The following is a 13,332-nucleotide window of genomic DNA, read 5'->3' as shown; positions in this document are numbered from 1 at the left end:
GAAAGAATTTTCCTACATCTTTAAATATGTGGTGAAAATACCTTTTTTTGATGTTTACAATTATAATGTAGTCAAATATCCGACAAAAAGCATTATTTTATCGACAAAATGTAATGTGCTTCAATATTTTTAATCAATTACCTAATATAAATTCCTTTTGTACTGAAAATCTATATCCTCCAAAAAAATGCATTACTTAAAATTAGGGCATAAAAAAAGAGCAACTTGGGAAGTTGCTCTTTAAAATAATTTTTTGAAAAAAATCTATAACATAAATAGTTTTTTGGTCAAGAGTACAATACCGCTAAAAAAATCATTTCGATACACTTGTACTTTTTCTTCTGGCGCGATGTGATTCATTTGGGAGTTCATTGGGGTTAATTTATTAGGTTAATCTGGGGTGTCTCATTTTTACATGGTAAATATAATATCAAAAGCAAGTTCTTATTTAATTATTGTTGTGAACCCATTCCAGAATGTTGTGAAAAAAACAATCGGTCCCCTTTCATCGATAAATTGACGGCAAAAGCTAATTTAAAATCATTTCCGGCACATCCCCAGGAACCACCAATTTCCCTTCAGTTGCCTCCGTTATTTGTTCGACACTTACCCCAGGTGCCCTTTCCAGCAATAAAAAACCTTCGTCGGTGACTTCCAGTACGGCCAAATTCGTTACTATTTTTTTTACACACTTTACCCCTGTCAACGGTAAGGAGCATTTTTTCAAAAGTTTAGACTCCCCTGCCCTGTTGGTGTGCATCATGGCCACAATAATGTTCTCGGCGGATGCTACCAGATCCATAGCCCCTCCCATTCCCTTGACCATTTTTCCTGGAATCTTCCAATTAGCAATATCCCCTTCCTCAGATACTTCCATCGCACCAAGTATGGTTAAATCTACATGTTGGCCTCTGATCATCGCGAAGCTCGTAGCAGAATCGAAGAAAGATGCTCCCGGCAACGTGGTAATGGTTTGTTTTCCGGCGTTTATAATATCGGCATCCTCTTCTCCTTCAAAAGGAAATGGCCCCATGCCTAGCACTCCGTTTTCACTCTGAAACTCTACGCTAATATCATCCCGTACAAAATTAGCAACCAAAGTGGGTATACCTATTCCCAAGTTTACATAATACCCATCCCTTACCTCTTTAGCAATTCGTTGGGCTATTCCATTTTTATCTAACATAATTATTTTCTTTCCCTCACCGTTCTTTGTTCAATTCTCTTCTCATAATCCTGACCTTGAAATATGCGTTGGACAAAAATACCCGGGACATGGATTTGATTTGGGTCCAGTTCTCCAGCAGGTACAAGTTCTTCTACCTCAGCTACCGTAATCTTTGCGGCTCCACACATACACGGATTAAAATTTCTTGCAGTTCCCTTAAAAATGAGATTGCCCGCTTCGTCACCTTTCCAAGCCTTTACAAAAGAGAAATCGGCCTTAAAAGCCTCTTCCAGCACGTACATTTTGCCATCAAATTCCCTGGTCTCTTTTCCTTCGGCAACCTCTGTACCGTAGCCTGCAGGCGTAAAAAATGCCGGGAAGCCTCCTTGTGCGGCCTTGCACTTTTCTGCCAGGGTACCTTGGGGGGTAAGTTCAACTTCCAGTTCCCCGCTCAACATCTGCCGTTCAAACTCGTCGTTTTCACCAACGTAGGAAGAAATCATTTTTTTTATTTGATGTTTTTGTAATAGAAGGCCCAAGCCAAAATCATCCACGCCAGCGTTATTTGAAATACAGGTTATATCCTTAATATTCAACTTAACCAATGCATTAATGGCATTTTCCGGTATACCACAAAGACCGAACCCGCCTAGCATAAATGTCATTCCGTCCTGTACCCCTTCTAAAGCTTCGTTGACGTCAGCTACTGTTTTTTTAATCATAGTTCCACATTATAATTGTCTCCCCAATTTACGGTTTTTTAACCGTTTTCATCTTAAAAAAAGACCCCACAATGTGCGAGGTCCTATATTGATAATCCTTTCTGTCCTGAAATCGTGTTTAGAAATCTAAATCCTCTAAATCCTCCTCGATATCGGTATCCTTTTGCTGATTCGCAAAGAATTTATCACAATCTACTATAATGGACATGTTCTCCGGTTTTTCAAAATCTTCCGTAGAAACATCCAACTCCTCGTCAGCATAATTCTTTTTCATATATAAACCCCAGATGGGCAATGCCATAGAAGCTCCCTGACCATAGGCGGTTCTATTAAAGTGTATAGGTTTGTCCTCACCTCCTACCCAAACACCGGTTACCAAATTTGGTACCATTCCCATAAACCAACCATCACTATTATTTTGAGTAGTTCCTGTTTTCCCAGCAATTGGGTTTGTAAGTTCATAAGGATAACCTGTAACAACTTCTTTGTACACCGTGTTATTTATATTGAAACTATGGCGTAATCTGGCACCAGATCCACTTTGTGTTACTCCTTTCATTAATTCTATCATGGCATAGGAAACTTCCTTGCTTAGCACATCCTTTGTTTCTGGAACATATTCATAAAGTACTGTGCCGTTCTTATCCTCTATACGGGTTACCATGACCGGTTTTACATAAACCCCTTCATTGGCAAACATACCATAGGCCCCAACCATTTCATAAACGTTTACATCCGCCGTACCCAATGCAATAGATGGCACCGAAGGAATTTCCCTAGAAAAACCAAGATTGTTCGTAATGTTTACCACAGATTTTGGACCTACCCTATCTATAAGCTGGGCCGTTACGGTGTTTACCGAATTGGCCAAAGCGTATTTAAGTGTCATATTTTTACCGGAATAGGTACCATCCGAATTTTTTGGACCCCAAGCCTCCATATTTCCATGTTTGCCCGCCTCAATCCAATATTCGGTATCTGGCAGCATTTCACAAGGCGACAAACGTAGCTGGTCAATCGCGGCAGCGTAAACAAATGGCTTAAAGGTAGATCCTGCCTGTATGGCACCTTGAAACACATTGTCATATTGAAAGTGTTTATAATCAATGCCCCCGACCCAAGCCTTAACATGTCCGCTCTGAGGCTCCATGGACATCATTGCGGTTCTCAAGAAGGTCTTATAGTATCTAATGGAATCCAATGGTGTCATGATGGTATCCTTTTCTTTGGTATCACTCTTCCAATCAAAGACCGTCATTTCGGTCTTTTTTGTAAAGGATTCACGTATTTCCTCTTCAGAACTACCTTTCTCCTTCATAATCCTCCACCGTTCCGATCTTTTCATGGCCCTTTCCATTATTTTATCAATTTCCTCCTGCGGAACGTCTAAAAAAGGTGCTGTTCTATTACGCTCAGGGGTGTTCTGAACAAAGAATTCGGCTTGGAGTCGCTTCATATGTTCACTTACCGCTTCCTCGGCATTTTTTTGCATGCGGGAATCAATCGTTGTGTAGATTCTTAATCCGTCTAGGTAAAGGTTCCAACGATCACGTTCGCCTTCCAAGGCAGGTTTTGGATTCTTACTTATCCAATCGTTCATGTAGCGCTGTAAGTACATTCTAAAGTAGGTTGCCAATCCTTCCCTATGGTTTTCAGGGTTAAAATTGATATCCATTTTTAAGGCCTGTAGCGAATCCTTTTCCTGTTCCGTGATATAATCGTATCGTGCCAATTGTCCAAGCACGATATTTCTTTTATTCTTTGTCAGCTCCTCCCGACGCAGTGGATTATATAATGAAGAGTTTTGAAGCATCCCTATCAGCATGGCCGATTCCTCAATTTTTAACTCCATGGGTTCCTTGCCAAAATAAATACGAGCAGCAGAACGTATACCGTCCGCATTGTTGCCAAAATCATAAATGTTCAGGTACATACTGATGATTTCCTCTTTGGTATAGCTGCGTTCCAATCTAATCGCCAAAACCCATTCCTTGACCTTTTGTTTAAACGTCTCAAATTTATTCCTGGACCTTACTCCAACAAAGAGTTGCCTCGCCAATTGCTGTGAAATGGTACTAGCTCCCCCTCTTTTTCCCAAAAAGAAAGCAGCTCTTAGCGTACCTCTGGCGTCTATTCCCGAGTGCTCTTGAAAACGTATATCTTCACTTGCAATTAATGTATTGACCAGGTTTTCTGGAAGGTCATCATACTTTAGGTTGGTGCGATTATCATCCAAATAGAACTTACCTAAGGTCTGCCCATCCGAGGACAAGATTTCAGAGGCCAGGTTGGTCTGGGGATTTTCCAGATATTCATATGGAGGGAGCTCTCCAAAAAGACCCCAAGACGCCGACAGGAAAATCAACGCCACAAAGACGATACCGGATACAAATAATATCCAAAACCACTTAATGTATTTGAAAAATCCAGTAGATTCCTTTTTCTTAACCGCTTTTGCCATATTCTAAGGGGTACTTTTTGTTATTTCTATTCCTACATCCGTAATACCTTCCAGACCTACAATCCCGGAAACGTTACCGTTTTTACGCATAGCATGCATTACCTCTAATGTATATACGCCGGACGATGGAAAAACGATGTTTTCTTTGTACCAGAGCTTGTTTTCCTTAATACTGCCATTTCCGCGACCCAACCAAGTACCATCTGATAGTGCCATATTGTACTCTAAGGTATCTTGCAGTACCTCTCCCTTCGGGGTAGTGAGGGAAGTAATTAAAAAAAGATTGCTAAAAGGGTAATTATCATCATTTCTAACGTTGATAAATACGTCATATTGCTGTACGGTATCCAATTCCTGAAAAGTAAATCGCAGCGTATCCTCCTTGCTCCATATCCCGCCACTAAGTGTTTGGTATTTCGTATTAACGATATCTGTCTTACATGATGACAACCCTAAGAGTAGTGCTATAATATATGCCGTGTTACGCATTCTTTTGGTTCCTCCTTTTGTTATTGGAATTTTTCCGTCTGTTTCTGTTCTTGTTCCTATTGCTCTTCTTGCGTTTGGGTTGGTCAAATCGTGTAAGACTGTCCTGACCAACAACATTTTCAAAAACAACCTTTTCCTCCACAGGGTTCTCCAAAGCGTACATTTCCAAGCTGGCAACCTTTTCCTTCTTTTTGTTCATTGCCAAAATTTCATTTACTTGATCTTTCGAAAGAACATGCCAATTGCTGGGTTCATCTTTATACGAAAACCATAACATTTCCTTAAAAATGTCCGTTTTTTGGCAGAAAGCAAGACCTTTCTCCGTGAATAATTTGGTGTCCTGTGGTGGAAAATCCTTTAGAGCGTCAAGGTAGACATCTAGCTCATAATTGAGGCAACATTTAAGTTTACCACATTGCCCGGCCAATTTTTGCGGATTTAACGAAAGTTGCTGGTATCTAGCCGCCGATGTGCTTACGGACCTAAAATCCGTTAACCACGTAGAGCAACAAAGTTCCCTTCCGCAAGACCCGATTCCGCCCAAGCGCTGGGCTTCCTGTCGGTATCCGATTTGACGCATCTCTATACGGATACCAAAGGCCTTCGCCATGTCCTTTATGAGCTGCCTAAAGTCTACGCGCTCCTCTGCCGTATAGTAGAAGGTAGCTTTAGAGCCATCTCCTTGAAACTCAACATCGGAAATCTTCATCTGTAATTTCAAGATAATTGCAATCTCCCTAGCGCGTTTTTTTATTTCCTCTTCCCTATTCCGGCATTTTTGCCAAACATCTATATCCTTTTGGGAAGCTTTTCTGTAAACTTTAGGAAAATCGGCGGCCTTAAAATCTACTTTTTTTCGCTTCATTTGTACTCGGACGAGTTCGCCCACAAGCGTTACCATGCCTATATCATGTCCCGATTGTGCTTCCGTGGCAACAACATCCCCAATGGAAAGTGAAAGGTTTTCTGTGTTTTTGAAGAATTCTTTTCTGCTATTTTTAAAACGGACCTCAACAAATTCAAAAAGCTTTTCCCCGTTGGGAGGCGCCATGTTGGAAAGCCAATCAAAAACTGTTAATTTATTGCAACCATCTGTACCGCAAGTGCCGTTATTCTTGCATCCCTTTGGTTGTCCACCTTTACTGGTAGAACAACTACTACAACCCATATGTTATATATTGACTCCGAAAAAAATTTAATTTTATCGGAAAAAGGTTCATAAAAACTTAAAGGTAAAGATACTAATTTTTTAGTGCGATGTAAAGGTAAGTTGACGGTATGCGAATTCCATCAACATGTAAAAAGCTTGATGATAATGTAGAGGACTGTTTCAAATTTCCAATCTTTGGGAGATACTATTTATCTTTCAACTAGCCGTAAGGATACTTCTACTAAGTGCTACTGAAACCCTTCTACTTTTTAAATTTCAGGACTTCGGAACGTCCTTTTTTAAAAATCTTGTTACTGACAACTTTACCCTTCCGGAGCTTTTTTTGCTCTTCGTAGGGTAAAGCGTGTATTTCCTGACATGCAATGGAACAACAATTATCCAATTTCTCGGCACAGGATTCGCATTGTATAAACAATAAATGACAGGCTTCATTTGCACAATTTACATGTTCGTCGCAGGGTTCGCCACATTGATGACATTGAGCGATAACATCATCCGTTATGCGCTCTCCCCGCCGATGGTCAAATACAAAATTTTTGCCCATGAATTTATTTTCCAGATTTTTAGCTTCTACCTGCCTTGCATACTCAATTATGCCCCCTTCCAATTGATAGACTTGTTGAAATCCTTTGTGTTTGTAATAGGCACTGGCCTTTTCGCACCGGATACCACCCGTACAATACATGACCAATTTCTTATCCTCCTTATGGTTTGCTAAATCCTTTTCAATGATATCAAGTGAGTCCCTAAAAGTATCAACATCCGGAGTTATCGCATTTTTAAAATGTCCTATCTCACTTTCATAATGGTTGCGCATATCTACCAGGACCGTGTCCGGGTCGTCTATGAGTTGATTAAACTTTTCTGCATCCACGTGTGTTCCCTTGTTGGTAACGTCAAAAGTGGTATCGTTTAGTCCATCCGAAACAATCTTGTTACGAATTTTTACTTTCAATTTTAAAAAGGATTTGTTGTCCTGCTCTATGGCAATGTTCAAACGCACATTTTCCAGGAAGGAAATACTGTCCAAGTGGGTTTTAAAGGCCTTAAATGAATCCGCTGGAACCGATAACTGCGCGTTTATTCCCTCATGAGCCACATAAATACGGCCAAGGACATCCAGTTCGTTCCAGTGAATGAATAGATGGTTTCTAAAGATTTCGGTATTGCCGATATGTGCATACTTATAGAAAGAGATGGTAAGACGGTCTTTCCCAGCCTCTTCAATTAAGGCCGCTCTTTCTTTAGCACTTAAGGTATTGTACAGTTGCATGCTATACTAATAATTTAAGTTAAAGAATTGTTGTAAGTGCAAAAATAGGGAAAATCAATAAGGACACCATATTTAGGCCATCTTCTATTTAATTTCCACGAAGCACATAACCTTTAAAAAGGTAGGCTACAGTAGAAAAAAAGAGCCTTGATATGTCAAGACTCTTTATCGGCTATTCCATTTTTTCTTCTTCATAGCATTCTTTCAGAATACTTAAAAAGGAAGTAGCCATCGCTGCCTGTTGCCACTAAAAACAACAGATTATAACACACTAACCAATCTTATTTTTTTAATAGATGCTAATTTTTACAAAGGGTTGCGTTATACCATACATTATTCTTCTTTTCCAAAAAGAAATATTAATTTAGCGTTCCGTAAAATTTCTGAAAAGCACTTAAGAATTAGGTCAATTGTAAGGAGATTTTACGACCGCTCCACAAGTTGTGGCGAATAGCAATTTTTTAAAAAAGATAAACAGATGAGCTCGGAAAAAGACGCAAAATTAAAGGCCCTAAAACTTACGTTGGACAAGATGGACAAGACCTATGGTAAGGGTGCCGTAATGAAGATGGGAGACAGTGTTGTCGCTGATGTTGAGGTTATACCTTCTGGTTCTTTAGGACTTGATATTGCGCTCGGAGTTGGTGGCTATCCAAGGGGTAGGGTTATTGAAATATATGGTCCGGAATCCTCCGGTAAAACAACCTTGACGCTTCATGCCATAGCCGAAGCTCAAAAAAATGGCGGAATAGCGGCCTTTATAGATGCCGAACACGCTTTTGATCGTTTCTATGCCGAAAAGTTGGGGGTGGATATTGATAACCTCATCATTTCACAACCGGATAACGGTGAGCAGGGTTTGGAAATTGCGGATAATTTAATCCGTTCAGGAGCCATAGATATCGTAGTCATAGATTCTGTAGCAGCATTGACTCCTAAAAGTGAAATTGAAGGTGAAATGGGTGATTCTAAAATGGGATTGCACGCACGTTTGATGTCGCAAGCGCTACGAAAGCTTACAGGTTCTATTAGTAAAACCCACTGTACGGTAATATTCATTAACCAGTTAAGGGAGAAAATCGGTGTCATGTTCGGGAATCCAGAAACGACGACAGGTGGAAACGCCCTAAAGTTTTATGCTTCCGTACGATTGGATATTAGAAGATCTACTCAAATAAAAGATACTGACGGTAATGTGAAGGGCAACAAGACCCGGGTTAAAGTTGTAAAAAACAAGGTAGCTCCGCCCTTTCGTACGACCGAATTCGATATCATGTACGGCGAAGGTATTTCCAAAGTTGGAGAAATCATTGATTTGGGCGTGGAATACGAAATCATTAAGAAAAGTGGTTCATGGTTCAGTTATGGCGATACCAAACTGGGTCAAGGAAGGGATGCCGTTAAAGCATTGCTGCTAGACAATCCCGAACTTTTTGAAGAACTGGAAGGAAAGATTAGGGAAGCCATTGACGCGCTTCAATCATAATAACAGAAGTACTTCCTTGTTTTTTTCTCGTACGCAACCTTTCCCCTTTCTTTGCATCTAACAAGTAAAGAATTATTATGAAGGGGAACGTTATTATTTTCTTGTTTATATGTTCAGCGTTACTGTTTAGCGGTTGTTCCATAGACGATGATGAGCCTAATTTTCACTTTACCGCTTTAGAGATTACTGCTGCCGAATTACCGGAATCCTTTGAACTAAATCGTACTTACCGTATTAGTTTTACCTATGTTCTGCCGGATGGCTGTACATACTTTGAACGCCCGGACGTAACTACAGCTGATACTACCGTAAGGAACGTTGTGGCAATAGGCGTGGTGAGGACGGACGATGAAGCCTGTACTCAGGCAATTGTAGAAGGGGAGGGATTCTTTAACTTTAGTGTAATTTACAACGAGCCTTACACCTTTAGATTTTTCCAAGGTGAAGACAGTAACGGCGAAGCACAATTTCTAGAGGTGATCGTTCCCCTGGAGTAAATCACCTTATTAATTTAACCGACCTTAAGTGAGTCAAGAAGAACTCATAGAAAATTGCAAAAAAGGCAATAGAAACGCACAGGAACTACTGTATAGAAAATATGCGGCAATACTCTATGGCGTCTGTCTAAAGTATTCCCGTAATAAAACGGAGGCCGAGGATAATCTACACGATAGTTATATGACCATTTATGAAAAAATAGGACAGTATAAATCAAAAGGGTCCTTTGAAGGCTGGTTGAAGCGGATTACGGTGAATACCGTACTGCAGAAGTACAGAAAGGAGGAGCCCCTGAACGTTGTACACGAGAACACGGAGGACGAGATAACAGTAGATTCAATTTATAATGACATAAGCTTACAGACCTTATTGGAGTATATACGGGAGCTGCCCAATAAGTATCGTACAACCTTCAACCTATACGTTTTAGACGGGTATACGCATAAGGAAATTGGGGAATTGTTAGGAACCACCATTGGAACCTCTAAATCCAATCTTGCTAGGGCAAGAGCTCTTTTAAAGGAAAAAATAGAAACTAAGGTTTCTCAGTCCATCATCGGAATGATTATGGTTGTTGTGGGAAACTATTTATGAATTAAAAAATCATAGACAAAACATATAAGTCTTTAAAGATGAATAAAAAGAAATTAGACAAACTGTTCCAAGATAAATTCTCGGACTTTAAGGAAATGCCGGACGAAAAAGTCTGGAACTCCATTGAAGCTTCTTTGGACAAAAAGAAGAAAAAAAGAATGCTTCCCATATGGTGGCAATTAGGAGGTGTCGCAGCGCTAATATTGATTGGATTAATCGTCTTTAATCCTTTTGCAGCAACCGATACTCATGACGCCATTATTACCGATGTAGAAAAATATAGTACTGTACTTGATTCTACCAAAGTAGATGCATCCGAAGAAATTTCACAAGAAGAGGTGAAAGTGGCCGTTGAAGACGAAAAAACATCAGATATCAATGAGCATAACGAGGGAATCGTCGACACTTCCGAGAAAACTATAGAGGAGAATGAAGCTAAATCGAACCAATTGAGAAAAAACTCCCATCTAGTTGAAAAAGGTTCACGTGCAGAAGACAAAGGCCTGGCCGTAACCGAGGAGGGCATGGATAGTACCAAAGAAACAAAATCTCAGTCAGAAATCGATATTGTAAAAAGTCATATCGACAAAACCGAGGTAGCGGTGACAGATGTAGAATCCAATAATGAGAATCCCAGAAGATTCACGGAAAACAGCCTCAATAAGGAAAGTGATCAAAAAGAGGCGGTTGCAACCCTTATGAATAAACAAAATGATATTGCCGCTACGGAATCTAAAGAACGAAAGGAAACTATTATTGGTTCCGAAGGAAAGTCAATTTTTGAGGAAATAGAAAATCAGGAGGAGAAGGCCGTTACTGAACAATCTGCCAATAAATGGTCCGCCGGACCGAGTATTGCCCCGGTGTATTTTAATGCTATTGGAGACGGGTCTCCCGTACATTCCATATTTGTCCCCAATTCCAAGTCCGGGGACGTGAATCTCAGCTACGGTCTTTCCGTTGCATATGAGGTGAGCAGCAAGCTTAAAATTCGCTCAGGAATCCATAGGGTGGATTACGGCTATAACACCAACGACGTGGAGTTTTCGTCTTCATTGGCCTCCTCCACTAACGGACAAATTAATTCCATAAACTATGCGGCCAATTCAAAAAATCTCGTGGTAACCAGTAAAACAGGTGATAGTAGAAATTTGGATGTATCTAATAGTGCCATAGATGCATCTGCACAAAATTTGGCGAGAGAGGGTATCATGTCCCAACAGTTGGGCTATTTAGAAGTTCCTTTAGAATTGAACTATGCTTTACTGGACAAAAAATTTGGCGTAAATATCATTGGTGGGTTTAGCTCGCTATTTTTAGTGGACAATTCGGTTGCCCTAACATCGGGTGAGTTAACGACCGAAATGGGTGAGGCCAATAACGTAAATAGCACCAATTTTAGTACTAACATCGGGTTGGGCGTGAACTACAAATTCTCTTCCAAGATTCAGCTGAACGTAGAACCCATTTTCAAATATCAGTTAAACACCTTTTCTGAAACTGCAGGCAATTTTAGACCTTATTCCATAGGCGTATACAGTGGCCTTAGTTTTAAGTTCTAGTATTGGTCAGTTCGTTTAAGATAACGGTGCGCACTTCTTCTCTAAGGGTAGATTTGTCTTCCTCGGCCAAAATTCCGGTCTCGAAGAATTCATGAACCCTTACCCTACATTTTCCTGGGCCGCCCTTGAACAAGGTAAAGGGAAATCGCTTTTTATTATCGTAAAAAGTCATAGGAACCACGGGTATATTATGCGCTATGGCCATTTTAAAGGCTCCGTCCTTAAAAGTATCCAAAATTATGTCCTCTTCCGGCACCCCTCCTTCAGGAAATATACAAATGCTCAACCCTTGTTTCAATCTCTTTTGTGCCCGCCTGTAAACCCCCGTTCTGCTTTGCGTACTATCCCTGTCCACCATAATGCAGACACGTTTATAAAAAAACCCGAAAACAGGGATATTGACCAATTCTTTCTTGCCCACGAAAACGAATGGGTTTTTGCTTACGTACAGCATCAACATGATGTCTAGCATGCTGGTGTGATTGGCGACCAGCATATAACTCTTATTTTTCCTTAAATCTTGCTCATATTCTACGGATGGGGGGCAACCCATTCCATATAGAATCGGTTTGGCCCACAGGTTTCTGGCCATCCAAAAGAATTGTGGATACCAGCTTTCTTTTAATACGGAAAGAAGAAGAAAAGGAAAGAAGATGAAAATAGGAACCGCCACCAAAATATAAAACCAAATCCTATATAGCAGTTGGAAGGGACGTTTTGCAATATCTAGCATGAATCAAAAATAGGAATTTGCCCTCATTAAATGGGATTTGTTTTACCTTTGCCTCCTTAGATATGCAAGCAAATGGCTAGAATTTTAACAGGTATTCAAAGTACCGGTACACCACACTTGGGGAACATTCTTGGGGCTATCATCCCCGCGATACAGATGGCACAAAATCCAAAGAACGAATCGTTCCTTTTTATTGCGGACATGCATTCGCTCACCCAAATTAAAAACGGTAAGGAACTGCGTAACAATACTTACGCTACCGCAGCCACGTGGCTAGCTTTTGGTCTGGACATTGAAAAAACTGTGTTTTATAGACAGAGCGATGTCCCACAAGTAGCGGAGCTGGCTTGGTATTTGAGTTGCTTTTTCCCGTATCAACGATTAACGCTAGCCCATTCCTTTAAGGACAAATCAGACCGGTTGGAGGATGTGAACGCTGGGCTCTTTACCTACCCGATACTTATGGCGGCCGATATTCTTTTATACGACGCCAATATCGTTCCTGTTGGGAAAGACCAGTTACAACATTTGGAAATGACCCGCGATGTAGCTTCCCGTTTTCATGCCCAATTAGGGGAGACCTTTGTATTGCCCGAAGCCAAAGTGCAAGAAGAAACCATGTACGTTCCCGGTACGGACGGAGAGAAAATGAGCAAGAGCAAGGGAAACCTCATCAATCTTTTCCAAACGGACAAGCAACTGCGAAAACAAATCATGGGCATCCAAACGGACAGTACGCCTATGGAAAGTCCAAAGGACCCTAATACTGATAACGTCTTTGCATTATTTAAGCTACTTGCCACGGTTCCAGAAATTGAGGAAATGAGTGCTAATTATCTAGCAGGCAATTATGGCTACGGTCATGCCAAACAGGCCTTGTACGAAGTTATTTTGAATAAGTTCGAACGTCCCCGTGAAAAATTTGAATACTACATGAACAACCTTCAAGAGGTAGACGACGCACTCGCCATTGGTGCAGAAAAGGCCAAAAAAGTAGCCGATGGGGTTTTGAAAAGGGTGCGGGAGAAATTAGGGTACTGAATTTGGAAAACAAACCAAGTAGTCTGTATTTTCTACTCCGTTTCAATTAAACTTAACCAAACTTGGGGTTTAAAAAAGTAAAACCTCGACGAAATACACGTTTAGCCAATTAGTGACCCTGTGAAAAAGCCTTT

The 13,332-nt window shown here is 40.5% G+C and carries 12 protein-coding genes; 5 read left to right on the top strand and 7 right to left on the bottom strand.

The window, feature by feature from the left end; genetic code table 11:
• Window positions 1–529: 529 nt before the first annotated feature.
• The 6 genes from N8A89_RS08430 to trhO form a co-directional block, all read right to left on the bottom strand.
• Entirely contained in the window at window positions 530–1,186 is a 657-nt protein-coding gene (locus N8A89_RS08430) for a CoA transferase subunit B (protein ID WP_281541866.1), read from the bottom strand.
• A 2-nt stretch (window positions 1,187–1,188) separates the two neighbouring features.
• Entirely contained in the window at window positions 1,189–1,890 is a 702-nt protein-coding gene (locus N8A89_RS08425; protein ID WP_289645343.1) for a CoA transferase subunit A, read from the bottom strand.
• 118 nt (window positions 1,891–2,008) lie between these two features.
• Window positions 2,009–4,351, bottom strand: a complete 2,343-nt coding sequence (locus N8A89_RS08420) for a penicillin-binding protein 1A (RefSeq protein WP_281541865.1) — start codon at window positions 4,349–4,351, stop codon at window positions 2,009–2,011.
• Window positions 4,352–4,354: 3 nt separating this feature from the next.
• The gene (locus tag N8A89_RS08415) at window positions 4,355–4,840 is read right to left on the bottom strand and encodes a gliding motility lipoprotein GldH (protein ID WP_289645341.1); all 486 of its coding nucleotides are present in this window, start codon (window positions 4,838–4,840) and stop codon (window positions 4,355–4,357) included.
• Complete coding sequence (locus N8A89_RS08410; protein WP_281541864.1) at window positions 4,833–6,008, bottom strand: PSP1 domain-containing protein; 1,176 nt, start codon at window positions 6,006–6,008, stop codon at window positions 4,833–4,835. Before N8A89_RS08410 ends, N8A89_RS08415 begins: the two co-directional genes overlap by 8 nt.
• Before the next feature lie 244 nt (window positions 6,009–6,252).
• Complete coding sequence (gene trhO / locus N8A89_RS08405; protein ID WP_281541863.1) at window positions 6,253–7,284, bottom strand: oxygen-dependent tRNA uridine(34) hydroxylase TrhO; 1,032 nt, start codon at window positions 7,282–7,284, stop codon at window positions 6,253–6,255.
• A gap of 478 nt (window positions 7,285–7,762) precedes the next feature.
• On the opposite strand from trhO, the gene recA reads away from it, so the two are divergent.
• The 4 genes from recA (at window position 7,763) to N8A89_RS08385 (ending at window position 11,424) form a co-directional block, all read left to right on the top strand.
• Entirely contained in the window at window positions 7,763–8,770 is a 1,008-nt protein-coding gene (recA, locus tag N8A89_RS08400) for a recombinase RecA (RefSeq protein ID WP_281541862.1), read from the top strand.
• Between the two features lie 77 nt (window positions 8,771–8,847).
• Window positions 8,848–9,267, top strand: coding sequence for a hypothetical protein (locus tag N8A89_RS08395; protein WP_281541861.1), 420 nt, complete (start codon window positions 8,848–8,850; stop codon window positions 9,265–9,267).
• A gap of 28 nt (window positions 9,268–9,295) precedes the next feature.
• A complete protein-coding gene (locus N8A89_RS08390) occupies window positions 9,296–9,862 on the top strand; it encodes an RNA polymerase sigma factor (protein WP_281541860.1) in 567 nt (188 codons plus the stop codon).
• Window positions 9,863–9,900: 38 nt separating this feature from the next.
• Window positions 9,901–11,424, top strand: a complete 1,524-nt coding sequence (locus N8A89_RS08385; RefSeq protein ID WP_289645337.1) for an outer membrane beta-barrel protein — start codon at window positions 9,901–9,903, stop codon at window positions 11,422–11,424.
• Here N8A89_RS08385 and N8A89_RS08380 read toward each other — a convergent pair.
• Entirely contained in the window at window positions 11,414–12,157 is a 744-nt protein-coding gene (locus N8A89_RS08380) for a lysophospholipid acyltransferase family protein (protein WP_281541857.1), read from the bottom strand. The two genes, N8A89_RS08385 and N8A89_RS08380, sit on opposite strands and share 11 nt — an antisense overlap.
• Before the next feature lie 72 nt (window positions 12,158–12,229).
• On the opposite strand from N8A89_RS08380, the gene trpS reads away from it, so the two are divergent.
• The gene (trpS, locus tag N8A89_RS08375; RefSeq protein WP_281541856.1) at window positions 12,230–13,198 is read left to right on the top strand and encodes a tryptophan--tRNA ligase; all 969 of its coding nucleotides are present in this window, start codon (window positions 12,230–12,232) and stop codon (window positions 13,196–13,198) included.
• The last annotated feature ends 134 nt before the right edge of the window (window positions 13,199–13,332 follow it).

The sequence above is a fragment of the Maribacter aestuarii genome, assembly GCF_027474845.2.
GTDB lineage: Bacteria > Bacteroidota > Bacteroidia > Flavobacteriales > Flavobacteriaceae > Maribacter > Maribacter aestuarii.
Note: the sequence above shows the minus strand (reverse complement) of the source record. Positions and strands in the feature narration are given on the sequence as shown.